The organism is Streptomyces sp. ADI95-16 (assembly GCF_003721495.1).
Lineage (GTDB): Bacteria > Actinomycetota > Actinomycetes > Streptomycetales > Streptomycetaceae > Streptomyces > Streptomyces goshikiensis.
The window spans coordinates 3,836,576-3,854,028 of sequence record NZ_CP033581.1; the positions used below are offsets into that span (position 1 = coordinate 3,836,576).

A 17,453-nucleotide genomic window follows, 5' to 3' on the forward strand; every position below is an offset into this window, starting at 1 on the left:
AGCACCCGGGCGCACCCGGGAGGAGACGGTCCGGACCGCGCGGGGGCACGGCCCGGCCCGTCTCCTCCCGGGTGCCCCCGCGGCGCGCGCTCAGGCGGGGAACCTGTGGTCGACCCAGCGGAAGGTGATCTCGATGAGGAACGCCGCGAACGCCGCGATGGCGACCGCCGTCCACGGCATCGTCGTGCCGATCAGCTTCAGCTCGAAGAACGTCTGCAGCCAGGGCACGGCCAGCACGATCAGGAACGCCAGCCCCATCGCCCCGACCAGCCCGACCCGCCACCACGTGTACGGGCGGGCGATGATCGCCAGGACCCACATCGAGGTCAGGAACAGCGTCAGCGTCGCCGCGCTGGACTCGGCCTCCAGGGCGCCGGCGCCGGTGTAGTGGTGGCGGGCCACCAGGTACGTCACGAAGGTGGCCACCGCCGCGATGACCCCGCCGGGGATCGCGTACCGCATGACCCTCTTCACGAAGTGCGGCTTCGCCCGCTCCTTGTTCGGGGCCAGGGCCAGGAAGAACGCCGGTACGCCGATGGTCAGCGTGGACAGCAGCGTCAGGTGGCGCGGCAGGAACGGGTACTCCACCTGGGAGCAGACCACCAGGATGGCCAGCAGCACCGAGTACACCGTCTTCGTCAGGAAGAGGGTGGCGACCCGGGTGATGTTGCCGATGACGCGCCGGCCCTCGGCGACCACCGAGGGCAGCGTCGCGAAGCTGTTGTTCAGGAGGACGATCTGCGCGACCGCGCGGGTGGCCTCGGAGCCGGAGCCCATCGAGACGCCGATGTCGGCGTCCTTGAGGGCGAGGACGTCGTTGACGCCGTCGCCCGTCATCGCGACGGTGTGGCCCCGGGACTGGAGGGCTGCGACCATGTCCCGCTTCTGCTGCGGGGTGACCCGGCCGAACACCGCGTTCCCGTCGAGTGCCTCGGCCATCCCGGCCCGCTCGGCGGGCAGCTTCCGCGCGTCGACCGTGTTCTCGGCGCCCGGCAGGCCGAGCTTGCCGGCCACCGCGCCGACGGAGATCGCGTTGTCGCCGGAGATGACCTTCGCCCGGACGTTCTGGTCCTCGAAGTAGCGCAGCGTGTCGGCGGCGTCGGGGCGCAGCCGCTGCTCCAGGACGACGAGCGCGGCCGGTTTCACGCCGGTGGCGACGGCCGCGTCGTCGAGTTCGCGTCCGGAGCGGGCGAGCAGCAGGACGCGCAGGCCCTGCTCGTTGAGGCCGTTGATCTCGTCGAGCGCCGGGTCCCCGGCGGGCAGCAGCACGTCGGGGGCGCCGAGCAGCCAGGTGGAGTTCTCGCCGTCGCCCTCGCTGAAGCTCGCGCCGCTGTACTTGCGGGCGGAGGAGAACGGCAGCGACTCGGTGCAGCGCCAGTCCGCGCTGTCGGGGTAGGCGTCGATGATGGCCTGGAGGCTGGCGTTGGGGCGCGGGTCGGACTCGCCGAACGCGCCGAGCACCTTCTTCACGTACGCGGGTTCCGCGCCGCCGAGGGCCCGCAGTTCGGTGACGTCCATGCCGCCCTCGGTGAGGGTGCCGGTCTTGTCGAGGCAGACCACGTCGACGCGGGCGAGGCCCTCGATGGCGGGCAGTTCCTGCACCAGGCACTGTTTGCGGCCGAGCCGGACGACGCCGATGGCGAAGGCGACGGAGGTGAGCAGGACCAGGCCCTCGGGGATCATCGGGACGATCCCGCCGACGGTGCGGGCGATGGAGTCCTTGAGGTTGTTGTCCTTGACGACGAGCTGGCTGATGATCAGGCCGATGGAGGTCGGGATCATCATCCAGGTGACGTACTTGAGGATGGTGGAGATGCCGGAGCGCAGCTCGGAGTGGACGAGCGTGAACCGGGTGGCCTCCTCGGCCAGCTGGGCGGCGTAGGCCTCGCGGCCGACCTTGGTGGCGGTGAAGGCGCCGCCGCCGGCGACGACGAAGGAGCCGGACATGACGGGGTCGCCGGGCTTCTTCAGGACGGGGTCGGCCTCGCCGGTGAGCAGGGACTCGTCGATCTCCAGGCCGTCGGCCTCGCCGACGGTGCCGTCGACGACGACCTTGTCGCCCGGGCCGAGTTCGATGACGTCGTCGAGGACGATCTCGGAGGTGGAGATCTCGGCGGTCGTGCCGTCGCGGCGGACGCTGGGTTTGGCCTCGCCGATGACGGCGAGCCCGTCCAGGGTCTTCTTGGCGCGCAGCTCCTGGATGATGCCGATGCCGGTGTTGGCGACGATCACGTAGCCGAAGAGGCTGTCCTGGAGCGGCGCGACGATGAGCATGATCACCCACAGGACGCCGATGATGGCGTTGAACCGGGTGAAGACGTTGGCGCGGACGATGTCGGAGGTCGAGCGGCTGCTGCGGACGGGGACGTCGTTGACGTCGCCGCGGGCGACGCGCTCGGCGACCTCGGCGGTGCTCAGCCCGCCGGGCTCGAACCGCGGCGCGGGCGGCCGGACGGGGTGTACGGGGTCGAGCTCGGCTCCGGCGTCGATGGCGCCGGAGCCGCCGCGCGACTCGGGTCCGTCGGGTCCGTCGGATTCGATCTTCGCCCGCTGCGTCATGCTTTCGACGTTAAAGGGGCTCGGGGCGCTTCACCCGCCGAGATGTCCGGATATCCGACTTCAGGATGAGCCGAATCGTCCCCGGGTAGTGCCCCCGGGCGGCGGTCAGCCCTGCGCCGGGCCGGCGTCGGTGTCGGGGCCGGGGGCGGAGGGGCCCGCGGGTCCCGGCTGCGTCCCCCGCGCGGCCAGCGCATCGGCGTGGCGCGTGAGGGCCGCCTCGCGGCCGCGGACGTACCAGAGGCCGATCAGGCCGAGGACGCCGCCGGCCGCGCAGCACCAGACCCACCACAGCAGGTCCCGGTCGGCGAACCACCCGTAGAAGGGGAGCTGGACGAGGAAGAGGGCGAACCAGACGATCGTGCCGCCGGTGACGGTCGCGACGACGGGGCCCTCAAGGGGCTCGGGCGCCTCGTGCTTCGCAGTCCATTTCGCCATGCCCTCAAGTCTAGGTGCGCGCGAACGGGGTCTACGCGCGGAGATGGACGGCCTTTCGTTCATGTGTTCATACTGAAACGGTTTGGGCGTGGCCCAATTTCTTCGTATGAACACCCCAATGAGGACGTTGAGGACCGTATGAGCACGTCGGCCCCCGCCCCCGCCACCGCGGAATCGCCCCAGCCCTCCGGCCCCCAGGGCACCTCCGGACTGGACCGCTACTTCAAGATCTCCGAGCGCGGTTCGACCGTGGGCCGCGAGTTCCGCGGCGGCCTGGCGACCTTCTTCGCGATGGCCTACATCATCGTGCTGAACCCGATCATCCTCGGCAGCGCCAAGGACATGTACGGGCACCAGCTCGACGGCGGCCAGCTCGTCACCGCCACCGTCCTGACGGCGGCGTTCTCCACGCTCCTCATGGGCGTCATCGGCAACGTCCCGATCGCGCTCGCGGCCGGCCTCGGCGTCAACACCGTGGTCGCGCTCCAGCTCGCCCCCCGGATGAGCTGGCCCGACGCCATGGGCATGGTGGTCCTGGCCGGCCTCGTGGTGATGCTGCTGGTCGCCACCGGCCTGCGCGAGCGGGTCATGAACGCCGTCCCGCTGGGCCTGCGCAAGGGCATCGCGATCGGCATCGGCCTGTTCATCATGCTGATCGGCCTGGTCGACTCGGGCTTCGTCACCCGCATCCCGGACGCCGCGCACACCACGGTCCCGCTCCAGCTCGGCTCCGACGGCCACCTGCACGGCTGGCCCGTCCTGATCTTCGCCGTCGGCGTGCTGCTGACCCTGGCGCTGCTGATCCGCAAGACGCCCGGCGCGATCCTGATCTCCATCGTGGCCATGACCGTCGTCGCCGTCGTCGTCCAGCTGATCGTCCAGCTGCCCGACACCGGCTGGGGCCTGACCGTGCCCGAGTGGCCCGGCAACCCGGTGGCCGCGCCCGACTTCGGGCTCGTCGGCCAGGTCAGCCTGTTCGGCGGCTTCGACAAGGTCGGGGTGCTGACCGGCGTCCTCTTCGTCTTCACCGTGCTGCTGTCCTGCTTCTTCGACGCGATGGGCACCATCCTCGGCGTCGGCGACGAGGCCAAGCTGATCGAGCCCGACGGCACCTTCCCCGGCATCAACAAGGTCCTGCTGGTCGACGGCCTCGCCGTCGCCTCGGGCGGCGCGACCTCCTCCTCCGCCACGACCTGCTTCGTGGAGTCCACGGCCGGTGTCGGCGAGGGCGCCCGTACGGGCCTGGCGAACGTGGTCACGGGCGGCCTCTTCGCCGTGGCGCTGTTCCTCACCCCGCTCGCCACGATGGTCCCGTCCCAGGCGGCCACCCCGGCGCTCGTGGCGGTCGGCTTCCTGATCCTGGCGGGCTCGGTCAGGGACATCGACTGGAGCGACCTCACGATCGCCGTCCCGGCCTTCCTGGCGATGGTGATGATGCCCTTCACCTACTCGATCACCAACGGCATCGGCATCGGCTTCATCAGCTTCAGCGTGCTGCGCCTGGTGACGGGCCGGGGCCGTGAAGTCCCCGTGGCCATGTACATCGTGTCGGCGGTGTTCGTCTTCTACTACGCGATGCCCGCGCTGGGCCTCACATAAGGCCGTAGAACTTCTCCGTCTCGTCGACGGCGGACTTGAACCGCTCGTCGAAGTCATCGCGAATGAGCGTCCGGACGACATAGTCCTGGACGCTCATTCCGCGTTTGGCGGCATGGTGGCGGAGCCGCTCCAGCAGCTCCCCGTCTATGCGCATGCTCAGCACATGTGTCCCCATGCCGAAAGGGTCGGGGCAGAGGGCGTGGGCGCGTGCCGCTTTCCCGAACCCACTCACCCTTACGAGTGATGAGGGTCTCCCCGGGCAGGGCCCAATCCGTTTTCCTTAGCTAGGGTAATGAGTTATTCTAAGGACATGCGTGACCTTTCCCATGGCGACGACGCTGCCGCCGTGAACGATCTCCGCTCCGCCGTCATGCGGCTGGGCCGGCGCCTGAAGCACCAGCGCGTCGACGAATCGCTGAGCCCGACCGAGATGTCGGTGCTCGGCACCCTTGCCCGTTGCGGCCAGGCCACCCCCGGTGAGCTGGCCCGACGCGAACACGTACAGCCGCCTTCGATGACGCGGATCGTCGCGCTGCTCGAAGCCAAGGGACTGGTCACGCTGGAGCCGCACCCCGACGACCGCCGCCAGAAGGTGGTCCGCCAGACCGAGGAAGCCGAGGCGATGCTCGAAGAGAGCCGTCGCAAGCGCAATGCCTTCCTGGCCGGGCTCGCGGCCGAGCTCACCGAGGACGAATGGGCCAAGCTGCGCGCGGCCGCGCCCGTCCTGGAGAAGCTCGCGCACTTGTAACCGCAGACGCCAGGAGGCGACCCTTTTGAGTACGGGATCCGGAGCAGACTCCGCCCCCGACCACACACCCGCTCCCAAGAATTCGATGTTCTCGTCGCTGAAGGTCCGTAACTACCGGCTCTTCGCGACGGGCCAGGTGGTCTCGAACACGGGCACCTGGATGCAGCGCATCGCCCAGGACTGGCTGGTCCTCTCCCTGACCGGCTCGGCCTCCGCGGTCGGCATCACGATCGCCCTGCAGTTCCTCCCGATGCTGCTGTTCGGCCTCTACGGAGGCGTACTCGCCGACCGGCTGCCCAAGCGGCCGCTGCTGATCGGCACGCAGACCGCGATGGGCCTGACCGGCCTCGCGCTCGCCGCGCTCACCCTCGCCGGACACGTCCAGGTCTGGCACGTCTACCTCGCGGCCTTCCTGCTCGGCCTCGTCACCGTCGTGGACAACCCGGCCCGGCAGACGTTCGTCTCCGAGATGGTCGGCCCGGCGCAGGTCGCCAACGCGGTCAGCCTGAACTCCGCCAACTTCCAGTCCGCGCGGCTGGTCGGCCCGGCGCTGGCCGGCGTGCTGATCACCGCCGTCGGCTCCGGCTGGGCCTTCCTGCTGAACGGGCTGTCCTTCGCCGCCCCGGTCGCGGGCCTGCTCATGATGCGGGCGCACGAGCTGTACCCGGTGCGGCCGCGGCCGCGCGCCAAGGGGCAGCTGCGCGAGGGCCTGCGCTACGTCGCCGGGCGCCCCGAGCTGATCTGGCCGATCGTGCTGGTCGGGTTCATCGGGACGTTCGGGTTCAACTTCCCGATCTGGCTCTCGGCGTACGTCAGCGACGTGTTCCACGGGGACGCGGGCACGTACGGCCTCTTCAACACCCTGATCGCGGCGGGCTCCCTGGCGGGCGCGCTGCTGGCGGCACGGCGCGGCCACTCGCGGCTGCGGCTGCTGGTCGCGGCGGCGGCGCTGTTCTCCGCGCTGCTGGTGGTGACGGCCTTCGTCCCCGACTTCTGGCTGTTCGCGGCGATGCTGGTGCCGATCGGGATGTTCGGGCTGACGGTGAACGTGACCGCCAACTCCAGCGTGCAGATGGCGACCGACCCCGAGATGCGGGGACGGGTCATGGCGCTGTTCATGATGGTGTTCACCGGGGGCACCCCGGTGGGGGCCCCGCTGGTGGGCTGGATCACGGACACGTACGGCGCGCGGATCGGCATGGCGACGGGCGGCCTGATCTCCCTCGCCGGCGCCCTGACGATCGCGGTGATCCTCTCCCGCGTCGGCAACCTGCGCCTGCGCGTCTCCCGCCACCACGGCCTCGCCCTGGTCCCCCGCACCCCCACCCTCGCCCGAGCCGCCTGACCCGGCGGGGGTCGTTAGGGTCGGGGGATGAGACTCTTCGCCGCCGTGTTGCCGCCGGCGCGGGCCGTGGACGAGCTGCGCGAGGCCGTGCGGGCGCTGCCCGCGGACGGCCGGCTGCGGTGGACCGGGGAAGCGGGGTGGCACCTCACGCTCGCCTTCATGGGCGAGGTCGACGACCGCGTCCTGCCCGACCTGCGGGAACGGCTGCGCCGGGCCGCCGCGCACACCGACCCCTTCGGGCTCCGGCTGCACGGCTGCGGGCACTTCGGCGACCGCGCCCTCTGGGCCGGGGCCGCCGGGGAGCTCGACTCGCTCCGGATGCTCGCCGAGCGCGCCGACGCGGCCGCCCGCCGGGCCGGGGTGCCCATGGAGCAGCACCGCCGCTACACCCCGCACCTCACCCTGGCCCGCTGCCGCGAGGCGGTCGACCTGCGCCCGTACCTCGAAGCGCTCGGCCCCTTCGAAGGGACCCGCTGGCAGGTCGGCGAGCTGAGCCTGGTCCGGAGCGACCTGCCCGTCTCCGGGGTCCCGGGCGAGCGGCCCCGCTACGAGGTCGTCGCCGCCTGGCCCCTCGGCGGCGGGGCGTAGGCCGGCCCGCGACCGGCCCGGGCCCCCTCCGTACGGGGGGCCGGGCCGGTCGCGTTAGGCTCGACGGGTGGACCCCAAGACCAGAAACCGTGTCATGGCCGGTGTGCTCGTACTGATGTTCGTCGTCGTGGCGGTGGCCGCCGCCGTCGGGCAGTAGCCTGCCCCGCCCCTACCAGGCGAAGGCCTCCGGCGACGGCCCCGGACCCGGGAAGATCTCGTCCAGGCCCGCCAGGACCTCCTCGGACAGCTCCAGCTCCACCGCCCGCAGCGCGGACGCGAGCTGCTCCGGCGTACGCGGGCCGACGATCGGGCCCGTGACCCCCGGCCGGGTCAGCAGCCAGGCCAGTGCCGCCTCGCCCGGCTCCAGGCCGTGCTTGGCCAGCAGGTCCTCGTACGCCTGGACCTGCGCGCGTACGGAGCTGTTCGCCAGCGCGTCCGCCGAGCGGCCGGAGGCCGTCCGACCGGATTCGGCCGCCTTGCGGATCGCGCCGCCCAGCAGGCCCCCGTGCAGCGGGGACCACGGGATGACGCCGAGCCCGTACGCCTCGGCGGCCGGGATGACCTCCATCTCCGCGCGCCGCTCCGCGAGGTTGTAGAGGCACTGCTCGCTGACCAGCCCGAGCCGGCCGGACCGGGCGGCCGTCTCGTTCGCCTGGGCGATCTTCCAGCCGGGGAAGTTGGAGGAGCCCGCGTAGAGGATCTTGCCCTGCTGGACCAGGACCTCGATGGCCTGCCAGATCTCCTCGAAGGGCGTCCGGCGGTCCACGTGGTGGAACTGGTAGACGTCGATGTGGTCGGTGTTCAGCCGCTTCAGGCTGGCGTCGACGGCCCGCCGGATGTTCAGCGCCGACAGGCGGTCGTAGTTGGGCCACGACTCGCCCTCGGCGGCCATGCTCCCGTAGACCTTGGTGGCGAGGACCGTCTTCTCGCGGCGGCCGCCGCCCTGGGCGAACCAGGTGCCGATGATCTCCTCGGTGCGGCCCTTGTTTCCGCCCCAGCCGTAGACATTGGCGGTGTCGAAGTAGTTGATGCCCGCGTCGAGGGCGGAGTCCATGATGGCGTGGCTTTCGGACTCCCCGGTGAGGGGGCCGAAGTTCATGGTGCCGAGTACGAGTCGGCTGACCTTGAGACCGGTGCGTCCGAGCTGTGTGTACTTCATGGGCCACTAGCCAACTGCCTGGAGTGCGCTCCAGGCAAGGGCGCCCGGCGAACGGCGTGTTACGGGTCCCGGTCCGGCCGGTACGGCGCGCCGATGCCCCACGCCTGGTGCAGGACCGACGCGAACTCCCCGGCGATGCGGTGCTCGCCGGAGGCGTTGGGGTGCGTGCCGTCGTAGGTGTCGTGGTGGATCTCGTACGAGGAGGGCCGCGCGCCCAGCAGGATCGGCGAGGCGTCGGTGCTCAGGTCGGCGGCGGCCTTGGCGAGGAGCTCGTTGAAGCGGGCGACCTCGGAGGCGAACGGCGCGTCGGACTCGGCGCGGACGTTCGGGATGACGGGGAGCAGGACCATCCGGATGCCGGGGCGGCCGGCGCGGGCCTCCTCGACGAAGCGGCGGACGTTGGCCGCCGTCTGGAGGGCGTCGGTGTAGAAGCCGAGGTCGATGAGACCGAGGGAGACGAGCAGTACGTCGGCCTTGCCGGCGCGGGCGGCGGGCCCGATGAGGGGGACCATGTGCTGCCAGCCCTCGCCCCAGCCGGCGAGATGGCGGCGGGCGTGGTCCGGGAAGCCGGGCTCGGCGTACTCGTGGCTGGTGGGGGCGTCGGCGAAGGTGTCGTACACCTCGCAGCGCGGGCCGACGATCTTGTACGGGCCGCCGAAGGTCGCGTTGAGGTGCTGCCACATCCGGTAGCGCCAGGTGTAGTCGCCGGCGCGTCCGATGGTCATGGAGTCGCCGACGAACATGAAACGCATCCCGTCATCATCGCGGATCGCGCGGCGTGGGCCGCTGTGATGCCGGACACTCGGGGCGTGCTGGCAGGCTTGGGTCATGCGCCTGCTCCCGCCGCCCGCCGCGTTCTCCGCCGCCGTCGTCTCCGCCGCCGTCTCCGCCGCCGTCGTACTGCTGCCGGTGGCTCCGGCCTTCGCCGCCACGGGCGGCCCGTCGGGCTCCGCTCCGTCGGGGTTCACCATCACCGACCCCAGGATCAAGGAGTCGAGCGGGCTCGCGGCCAGCCGGATCCACCCGGGCGTCTACTGGACGCACAACGACAGCGACGACGGCCCGTACGTCTACGCCGTGGACTCGGCGACCGGGAAGACGGTGGCGCGGGTGACGCTGACGGGCATCGGGAAGCCGCGCGACGTCGAGGCGATCTCGCTGGGGCCGGACGGGGCGCTGTACGTCGGCGACATCGGGGACAACCGGGACGGCACCTGGGACCACGTGTGGATCTACCGGTTCCAGGAGCCGAAGCAGCTGGCCGACGCCACGGTCAAGGCGGAGCAGTTCACGGTGCGGTACGAGGACGGGCCGCGCAACGCGGAGGCGCTGATGGTGCATCCGGTGACGGGGCGGGTGTACATCGGGAGCAAGAGCGAGGACAAGGGCGGGCTGTACGAGGGCCCGGAGAAGCTGTCCGCCTCGGGCCCGAACGTGTTCCGCCGGGTCGCCGGCCTGCCGTGGGTGACCGACGGGGCGTTCTCGCCGGACGGCACGCGGCTGACGGTACGGGGCTACTTCCTGGCCCGGACCTACCCGTGGAAGGACGGGCGGCCGCAGGGCGAGGGGGAACGGATCGACGCGCCGTGGCAGGGGCAGGCGGAGTCCGTGACGTACACGGCCGACGGCTCCGCCCTGATGTTCGGGGCGGAGGGGGCGGCGAGCCGCGTGGTGGCGGTCCCGGTGCCGGGGGCCGGGGGCGGGACCGGGGCGTCGGGTGGTGCGGACGCGCCGACGGGTGCGGGCGGCGGCCAGGCGGGCGCGGGCCGGTCCTCCGCCGGGGAGGGCAGCTTCACGAAGGGCGCCCTCGTGCTGGCCGGCGCCACGGCCGCGCTCTTCGCCGCGAAGCGGCTCTTCCGGCGCCGCCCCAAGCCGTGACCCCGCGGGGCGGGGCGGGGAGGGACTCCCCGCCCCGCCCTTTCACCGTTCCCGCGCGCTGCCCGGACCCGCGCCTCGAACGCCGGCGGGGCTGGAAGAGCCGGCCGCGCCCGAGGGGGGCTACTCGTCCGTGACCGGGATCGGCTGGACCGGGACCGGGAACGGGATCGGCGGGGCCGGGGCCGGGGCCGAGTTCGGGTTCTGGGGCGGGGTCATCGAGGAGAGGAGCTGGCGGGCCAGGCCCAGGCCGGTGCCGCCCATGGTGAGGGCCTTCGCGAACATCTCCGACATGCCCTCGGCCCCGTTGAGCAGGACCATGTGCTCGACGTTGCCGAAGGCACCCGCTCCCGCCTGCACGATCGCCGGCCAGTTCTCCGCCAGCTGCTGCGCGACCACCGCCTCCTGGTTCTCGGCCAGCGCCGCGGCCCGCGCCTTGATCGCGTCCGCCTCCGCCAGACCCTTCGCCTTCGCCGACGCCGCCACCGCGAGGCCCTTCGCCTGCGTCGCCGCCGCTTCCGCCTCGCCCGTCGCCCGGGTCGCCTTCGCCGCCGCGAGGCCCCGCGCCTCGGTCGCCGACGCGTCGGCCGTCGCGGCCGTCGTCACCCGGGTGGCCTCCGCGGCCGCCGCGAGCTCCGTCTCCTTCGCCTTCGCCTGCGCCGCCGAGATCCGCGCGTCGCGCTCGGCCTCGGCCCGGGTCCGCGTCTCGTACGCCGCCGCGTCCGCCGGCTTGCGCACGTCCGCCTGGAGTTGCTGCTCGCGCCGGTGCGCCTCCAGCTCCGCGACCCGCGTCTCCTGGACGACCACCTCCTGCTTCGCGGCCGCCTCCGACAGCGGGCCCGCCTGCCGGGCGGTCGCCGCCGCCTTGTCCCGCTCGGCCTGGTAGCCCGCCTGGAGGATCTCGCTGTCGCGGGTGGCCTCCGCCATCCGCGCGAACGCCGTCTGCTCCGCCTCCGTCGCCAGCCGGTTGGCCTCGGCCTGCGCGATGCGCGCGTCCCGCTGCACGGCCGCCGCGTGCGGCATCGCCAGGTTCTTGATGTATCCCGTCGGGTCCTCGATCTCGTGGATCTGCAGCGAGTCCACGATCAGGCCGAGCTTCTCCATCTCCGTACCGCAGGCCGCCCGGGTCTGCCCGGTCAGCTTCTCGCGGTCCCGGATCATGTCCTCGACCGTCAATCCGCCGACGATCGAACGCAGATGGCCCGCGAAGACGATGTGCACCCGCTCCGGCATCATCTTCTGCTGGTCCAGGAACCGGCGGGCCGCGTTCGCGATCGACACGAGGTCGTCGCCGATCTTGAAGATCACGACGCCCTTCACCCGCAGCGGGATGCCCTGGTGCGTCACGCAGTCCACGTTCAGCTGGGTCTCGTTGAGGTCCAGCGACAGTTTCCGTACCGCCTGCACGCCCGGAAGCACGAGCGTGCCGCGCCCGGTGACGATCCGGAAGCCCATGCCCTCGCCGAGACCCTCGGTCTTGTGCGTGGAACCGGAGATGACCAGTGCCTCGTTGGGCTCGGCCACCCGCCACATGAGCTTGAACAGGCCGATCAGAGCGGTGATGGCAGCGAGGACGATCCCCGCCACGACGCCGATAGCCATCGGCAACTCCCCCTTATCGCGGCACCGTTCGGCGCCGACGAAGGCGAGTGTGCGCCTGTCGCGGCATGCCGTGAAGACGTCGGCGGGATCTTGTCGCCATCTTGATACGCACAGGTGGGCGCGGCCGGGCGCGGGGTCTCAGCCGTCGTAGGCGGCCATCACGTACACCGTGCGCGGCGGGAGGTGCTCGACGACCGTCACCACCGTGCCCACGGGCAGCCGGTCCGGGCCCGAACCGGGTGCCGGGTGGGCCAGGAAGTGCTCGGCCCCGCCCCGGATCCGCACGATGACCTCGCCCACCAGGCCCGGTCCGACCGTGCCGGTCACCCGGCCGGTCATGCCGATCATGTCCTCGTCCCCCATGGGCCGAGGGTAACGGCCCGGGCCCGTCCGGGCCCCTCCTAGGAGTGGCCCAGGTCGGCGGCCGGCAGGTCCGAGACCGGCACCGAACCCGTGTCGCCGGCGGGCGCCGGCCGCAGCGGGAACTCGTCGGTGGCCATGGAGTCCAGTACCGGCGGGGCGGGCCGCAGGGGCTTCGGCATGACCGCGGCCTCCGAGTGGCCGCCGCAGCCGTACGAGAGCGACACGAGGCGGCCGTCGGCCGGGCTGAACTCGTTGGCGCAGACGCCGAAGGCCTGGCCCAGCGAGCCGCCGATCGCGACGAGGAAGCCGCAGGAGACGCAGGAGGCGGGGGCCGCCTGCGCCATCGGGGTCTTCGCGCCGAACGACTCGTCCCAGCGGTCGGCCGCGCTGTGCAGCCCGTAGCGGGACAGGACGCGGGCGCGCCGCATGCCGAGTTCCTCGGCGACGGCGGCGATGGAGCCGCGTACCGGCACCACGGTGCGGTCCGTGACGTCGGCGTCCTCCGCCTCGACCAGTTCGGCCATCTCGGTGGAGACGACGGAGTTCGGCGGCGGGACGTCCTCGCCCGACCAGCCCGGCTCCAGGCGCAGGTCCTCGGCGTCGGTGGGCAGCAGGTCGCCGGGGCCCATGTCACCCGGGCGCAGCCGCTCGCTCCACGGCACCCATTCGGGGGCCAGCAGGGCGTCGTCGCCGGGCAGGAGCACCGTTTCGTTGAGGGTGACGAGCTTCGCGCGGGACGCGCGGGTCACGGTGACGGCCCAGCGCCAGCCCCGGTAGCCGGGGTCCTTGCACTCGAAGAGGTGCGTGACGACCCGGTCGCCCTCCGCGATCGCGGAGACATGTTCGCCCACCACTCCGGGAGCAGCGGCTTCCTCGGCCGCCGTGCGGGCGAGGTCTACCGCCTCGGCGCACAGGCGGTCGGGGGTACGGCTTCGCGTCGTCGCAGCACTCACAGGTCTCGTTCTCTCCTACGCCGTCTCACGAGTGCGCCGTCCGTACTGTCGTCCTGAACGACCCGTCGGTCCTGTCCGTACGAGGCGCGGGCGGAGCGGACCAGAGGGCCGCGTCGACGTCCGCACCCGATCGGCCTCGGGCGCACCCACCTGCGATCCATTCTGCGGGATCACGAAGAGGCGCGCGGCCAAGAGCAACCGCCGGTGGCGCGCTACGCACGCTACCTCCTCCGACGCCTTCGGCCCACATGCAAGGTCCGATTCGCGGACAAGCCGGTGGCCCGAGGGGCTTCCGGACGCGCCGGAACGGCCCCGGGACGGGTCCGCGCGACCCGAGTGGGGCACTATGTCGAGTGTGGCACCCGTACGGTCGTCCGACGACGGCTCGGGACCGGCCAAGAGGGCCGGCCGGGCCGTCGGGCGTGCCCTGCACCTCCCCATCACCGGTACGGCGCGCGGGATCCGGCGGGCCACGCACGCGCACGGGGCCGGTGAGTCGGGCCTCGGCAGACTGATCGAACTGCACGCGATCAACGGCGCCGGCGATGTGATGATCACGGTGGCGCTGGCCTCGACGGTGTTCTTCTCGGTGCCCACGGACGAGGCGCGCGGCCGGGTGGCCCTGTACCTCGCGATCACGATGGCCCCGTTCACGGTGCTTGCCCCGGTCATCGGCCCGCTGCTGGACCGGCTGCCGCACGGGCGGCGCGCCGCGATGGCGGCGGCGATGCTGGCGCGGGCGCTGCTCGCGCTGATGATGTCGGGCGCGGTCGCCACGGGCGGGCTGGAGCTGTACCCGGCGGCGCTCGGGGTGCTGGTGGCGTCGAAGGCGTACGGGGTGGTGCGCAGCGCGGTGGTGCCGAGACTGCTCCCGCCGAAATTCTCACTCGTCAAGGCGAACTCGCGGGTCACGCTGGCCGGACTGCTGGCGACGGGCGCGGCGGCGCCGGTCGCCGCGGGGCTGCACACGATCGGGCCCGCATGGCCGCTATACGGGGCCTGCGTGATCTTCGTGTGGGGGACGTTCGCGGCGTTCTCGCTGCCGCCCAAGGTGGACGACGCGAAGGGGGAGAGCCGGGCGCGGCTCTCCACGCACGAGGCGCACTCGCGGCGGCCGGGGCTGCGGACGGTGTCCCCGTCGGTGCTGTGCGGGCTGCTGGCGAACGCGGCGATGCGGATGCTGTCGGGGTTCCTGATCTTCTTCCTGGCGTTCCTGCTGCGGGAGCACCCGCTGGCGGGGCAGAGCGCGGCGGTGTCGCTGGGCATCGTGGGCGTGTCGGCGGGCGTGGGCAACGCGTGCGGCACGGCGGCGGGGGCGTGGCTGCGGGCCCGCGCCCCGGAGGTGATCATCGCGGCGGTGCTGTCGATGACGCTGGGCGTCGCGGTCCTGGCGGCGGTGTTCTTCAGCGGGCCGCTCGTGGCGGTGCTGGGCGCGACGGCGGGGTTCTGCCAGGCGCTGGCGAAGCTGTCGCTGGACGCGATGATCCAGCGGGACGTGCCGGAGGCGGTGCGGACCTCCGCGTTCGCCCGTTCGGAGACGCTGCTGCAGATGGCGTGGGTGCTGGGCGGGGCGATCGGCATCGTCCTGCCGCTGAACGGGGTCCTCGGGATGTCCGTCGCGGCGGCCATCGTCGCCCTGGGCACGACGATGGCCCTGCGCGGCCTCATCGCGGCCCCCCGCGGCCCCCACCCGTCCTCCCCACGACCCCGCGTGGCCTGACGCGGGGCCCGTCCGGCCTGACCGCGCGGGCCCGCCCCGCCTGACGCGCGGGCCCGCCCCGCCTGACGCGGGGGCCCGTCCCGCCTGACCGCGCGGGCCCATCCCGCCTGACCGCGCGGGGCCATCCCGCCTGACGCGGGGGCCCATCCCGCCTGACCGCGCGGGCCGATCCCGCCTGACCGCGCGGGCCCATCCCGGCTGACGCGCGGGGCCATCCCGGCTGACGCGCGGGGCCATCCCGGCTGACGCGCGGGGCCATCCCGCCTGACGCGCGGGGGCCGTCCGGGCGCCCGTCTGCCACGCCCGGGGGCGCCGCGCCGGGGGTCGGAGGACCCCGTGCGGCGGGGGAGGGGGGTGGCCCGATAGCCTTCGGCTCATGACCGCACCGCTTTTCTCGGGTAGGGGCCGCCGCAGCGTCGCGGCCCTCGGAGCCGTGTCCGCCGGCCTCCTCCTCCTCTCCGCCTGTGACAAGCCGACGCCGCTGGCGACCGTGACGGTCGGCACCTCGTCGGTGTCCGCCGAAGCCGCCTGCCAGGGCGACGGCAAGGAGCTCACCATGGACAAGGTCCAGGAGTGCTTCACGAACCACACCGACGCCAAGACGATCGAGTACGCGCGTGGCGACACGCTCCGTCTCGGTGTCGAGCCGGAGGTCGTGGAGGACGGCAGCAAGTGGCAGGCGGTCCTGGACGGCCAGCCCATCACCGAGCCCTCCTCGAACACCTACCGCAGCTTCCCGGGCGCCGACCTGTTCGCCACCGGCGGCCAGGGCGAGGCCCCGTCCTCGAAGAAGCTCTCCTTCGTCCAGGTCTCCGAAGGCGGCAAGCCCCAGGCCGTCTGGAACTTCACCGTCAAGCTCAAGTAACCCGGCGGCGGCAACGGTGCGCGCGCTCATCGTGACCGCGGTGGCGGCGGAGGCAGACTCCGTCGCCGCCGGTCTCACGCCTCCTCATCAGGACCCGGTCACCCCGGAGCCGCGCACCCTGCCCGGCGGGTACCGGATCTCGCGCCGCGACCTGCCCGGTCTCGCCGCCGACGTGCTCGTCGGCGGGGTCGGACCGGCCGCCGCCGCGGCCGCCACGGCCACCGCGCTCGCGCTGGCCGACTACACCCTCGTCATCTCCGCCGGCATCGGCGGCGGGTTCGCCCCCGCCGCCCCGCCCGGCTCGCTCGTCGTCGCCGACGCCGTCGTCGCCGCCGACCTGGGGGCGGAGGGACCCGACGGGTTCCTGCCCGTCGACGCGCTCGGCTTCGGCCGCAGCGTGCACCTGCCCCCCGCCGAGCTCGCCGCCCGCGCCGCCGAGGCGACCGGCGGCCTGCTGGCACCCGTACTCACCGTCTCGACCGTCACCGGCACCGCCGCCCGCGCCGCCGAGCTCGCCGCCCGGCACCCCCTCGCCGGGGCCGAGGCCATGGAGGGCTTCGGGGTGGCGGAGGCCGCCGCCGCGCACGGGCTGCCCGTACTGGAGATCCGCGCCGTGTCCAACGCCGTCGGCCCGCGCGACCGCGACGCCTGGCGGATCGGGGACGCGCTGGCCGCGCTGGCCGGCGGATTCCGCGTCCTGGGACCCGTACTCGTCCACTGGGGAGGACAGCATGAGCAGCAGCGACAGCACCACGGCTGAGCCGGAGCCGCTCCGCATCGCCTATTCGCCGTGTCCCAACGACACCTTCGTCTTCGACGCCTGGGCGCACGGCCGGATCCCCGGCGCGCCCGCCCTCGACGTCACCTTCGCCGACATCGACCTCACCAACGGCATGGCCGAGCGCGGCGAACTCGACGTCCTGAAGGTGTCGTACGCCGTACTGCCCTGGGTGCTGGAGGAGTACGCGCTGCTCCCCTGCGGCGGCGCGCTCGGCCGGGGCTGCGGACCGCTGGTGCTCACGCGCGAGCCCGGGCTCGACCTCACCGGCAAGACCGTCGCGGTGCCCAGCGAACGCTCCACCGCCTACCTGCTGTTCCGGCTCTGGGCGGCGGAGGTGCTGCCGGCCGGCGTCGGCGAGGTCGTCGTGCTGCCGTTCCACGAGATCATGCCGGCGGTGCGCGACGGCCGCGTCGACGCCGGACTCGTCATCCACGAGGCCCGGTTCACCTACCAGGACTACGGGCTGCACTGCCTGGCCGACATGGGAGAGCACTGGGAGGCCACCACCGGCCTGCCGATCCCCCTCGGCGCGATCATCGCCAGGCGCTCGCTCGGCGCCGAGACCCTGCGCGCGCTGGCCGAGACGGCCCGGACGTCGGTGCGGATGGCCTGGGACGACCCCGAGGCCTCGCGCCCGTACGTCCGCGAGCACGCGCAGGAGCTGGACCCGGCCGTCGCCGACCAGCACATCGGGCTCTACGTCAACGAGTTCACCGCCGGCCTCGGTGACGCCGGCTACGCGGCCGTCCGCGGGCTGCTGACCCGCGCCGCCGCCGAGGGACTGGTTCCGGCCATCGCGCCGGACGCGCTGGCCTTCCCGTAGGCCGCGGGGACGCGCGTACGACGGTGCCCCGCCCCTCC

General features: G+C 72.9%; 17 protein-coding genes. 9 read left to right on the top strand and 8 right to left on the bottom strand.

From position 1 onward, the window contains the following. Nucleotides 1-90 precede the first annotated feature (90 nt). Both EES41_RS16745 and EES41_RS16750 read right to left on the bottom strand, forming a co-directional pair. The gene (locus EES41_RS16745; RefSeq protein WP_123079257.1) at nt 91-2,559 is read right to left on the bottom strand and encodes an HAD-IC family P-type ATPase; all 2,469 of its coding nucleotides are present in this window, start codon (nt 2,557-2,559) and stop codon (nt 91-93) included. A gap of 105 nt (nt 2,560-2,664) precedes the next feature. Beyond that, nucleotides 2,665-2,994, bottom strand: a complete 330-nt coding sequence (locus tag EES41_RS16750; RefSeq protein ID WP_123079259.1) for a DUF2530 domain-containing protein — start codon at nt 2,992-2,994, stop codon at nt 2,665-2,667. Between the two features lie 138 nt (nt 2,995-3,132). On the opposite strand from EES41_RS16750, the gene EES41_RS16755 reads away from it, so the two are divergent. Next, on the top strand, nt 3,133-4,593 hold the full coding sequence (locus EES41_RS16755) for an NCS2 family permease (protein ID WP_123079261.1): 1,461 nt from the start codon (nt 3,133-3,135) through the stop codon (nt 4,591-4,593). Here the strand turns inward: EES41_RS16755 and EES41_RS16760 are convergent. Continuing rightward, nucleotides 4,586-4,768 carry a hypothetical protein gene (locus tag EES41_RS16760; RefSeq protein WP_008743884.1) on the bottom strand — a complete coding sequence of 61 codons (183 nt, stop codon included), beginning with the start codon at nt 4,766-4,768 and terminating at the stop codon, nt 4,586-4,588. The genes EES41_RS16755 and EES41_RS16760 overlap by 8 nt on opposite strands. 135 nt (nt 4,769-4,903) lie before the next feature. Between EES41_RS16760 and EES41_RS16765 the strand changes: the two genes are divergently transcribed. The 3 genes from EES41_RS16765 (at nt 4,904) to thpR (ending at nt 7,274) form a co-directional block, all read left to right on the top strand. After that, a complete protein-coding gene (locus EES41_RS16765; protein ID WP_073799612.1) occupies nt 4,904-5,341 on the top strand; it encodes a MarR family winged helix-turn-helix transcriptional regulator in 438 nt (145 codons plus the stop codon). Between the two features lie 85 nt (nt 5,342-5,426). Further along, entirely contained in the window at nt 5,427-6,686 is a 1,260-nt protein-coding gene (locus tag EES41_RS16770; protein ID WP_123079263.1) for an MFS transporter, read from the top strand. A gap of 27 nt (nt 6,687-6,713) precedes the next feature. Beyond that, nucleotides 6,714-7,274, top strand: coding sequence for an RNA 2',3'-cyclic phosphodiesterase (thpR, locus tag EES41_RS16775; RefSeq protein ID WP_123079265.1), 561 nt, complete (start codon nt 6,714-6,716; stop codon nt 7,272-7,274). A gap of 169 nt (nt 7,275-7,443) precedes the next feature. Here the strand turns inward: thpR and EES41_RS16780 are convergent, their stop codons facing one another. Together EES41_RS16780 and EES41_RS16785 are read right to left on the bottom strand one after the other, a co-directional pair. Continuing rightward, on the bottom strand, nt 7,444-8,433 hold the full coding sequence (locus tag EES41_RS16780) for an aldo/keto reductase (protein WP_008743880.1): 990 nt from the start codon (nt 8,431-8,433) through the stop codon (nt 7,444-7,446). A 59-nt stretch (nt 8,434-8,492) separates the two neighbouring features. Continuing rightward, nucleotides 8,493-9,185, bottom strand: coding sequence for a GDSL-type esterase/lipase family protein (locus EES41_RS16785; protein ID WP_123079276.1), 693 nt, complete (start codon nt 9,183-9,185; stop codon nt 8,493-8,495). Between the two features lie 76 nt (nt 9,186-9,261). Here EES41_RS16785 and EES41_RS16790 point away from each other — a divergent pair, with 76 nt between their 5' ends. Next, the gene (locus tag EES41_RS16790; protein WP_123079278.1) at nt 9,262-10,311 is read left to right on the top strand and encodes a WD40 repeat domain-containing protein; all 1,050 of its coding nucleotides are present in this window, start codon (nt 9,262-9,264) and stop codon (nt 10,309-10,311) included. Between the two features lie 120 nt (nt 10,312-10,431). Here EES41_RS16790 and EES41_RS16795 read toward each other — a convergent pair whose 3' ends face one another. From EES41_RS16795 to EES41_RS16805, 3 genes are all read right to left on the bottom strand, one after another. Then, a complete protein-coding gene (locus tag EES41_RS16795; protein WP_123079280.1) occupies nt 10,432-11,910 on the bottom strand; it encodes a flotillin family protein in 1,479 nt (492 codons plus the stop codon). 138 nt (nt 11,911-12,048) lie between these two features. Further along, on the bottom strand, nt 12,049-12,273 hold the full coding sequence (locus EES41_RS16800; protein ID WP_123079282.1) for a hypothetical protein: 225 nt from the start codon (nt 12,271-12,273) through the stop codon (nt 12,049-12,051). Between the two features lie 38 nt (nt 12,274-12,311). After that, nucleotides 12,312-13,226, bottom strand: coding sequence for a DUF3027 domain-containing protein (locus EES41_RS16805; RefSeq protein WP_123079284.1), 915 nt, complete (start codon nt 13,224-13,226; stop codon nt 12,312-12,314). Between the two features lie 346 nt (nt 13,227-13,572). Between EES41_RS16805 and EES41_RS16815 the strand changes: the two genes are divergently transcribed. The 4 genes from EES41_RS16815 (at nt 13,573) to EES41_RS16830 (ending at nt 17,415) form a co-directional block, all read left to right on the top strand. Further along, nucleotides 13,573-14,946 carry an MFS transporter gene (locus EES41_RS16815; protein WP_123079286.1) on the top strand — a complete coding sequence of 458 codons (1,374 nt, stop codon included), beginning with the start codon at nt 13,573-13,575 and terminating at the stop codon, nt 14,944-14,946. A 376-nt stretch (nt 14,947-15,322) separates the two neighbouring features. Further along, nucleotides 15,323-15,811, top strand: a complete 489-nt coding sequence (locus tag EES41_RS16820) for a DUF2771 domain-containing protein (protein WP_123079288.1) — start codon at nt 15,323-15,325, stop codon at nt 15,809-15,811. Between the two features lie 16 nt (nt 15,812-15,827). Next, nucleotides 15,828-16,571, top strand: coding sequence for a futalosine hydrolase (locus EES41_RS16825; protein ID WP_123079290.1), 744 nt, complete (start codon nt 15,828-15,830; stop codon nt 16,569-16,571). Next, nucleotides 16,543-17,415: a 1,4-dihydroxy-6-naphthoate synthase gene (locus EES41_RS16830; protein WP_123079292.1), complete on the top strand. Its 873-nt coding sequence runs from the start codon at nt 16,543-16,545 to the stop codon at nt 17,413-17,415. The genes EES41_RS16825 and EES41_RS16830 overlap by 29 nt, the downstream gene beginning before the upstream one ends. Nucleotides 17,416-17,453 lie beyond the last annotated feature (38 nt).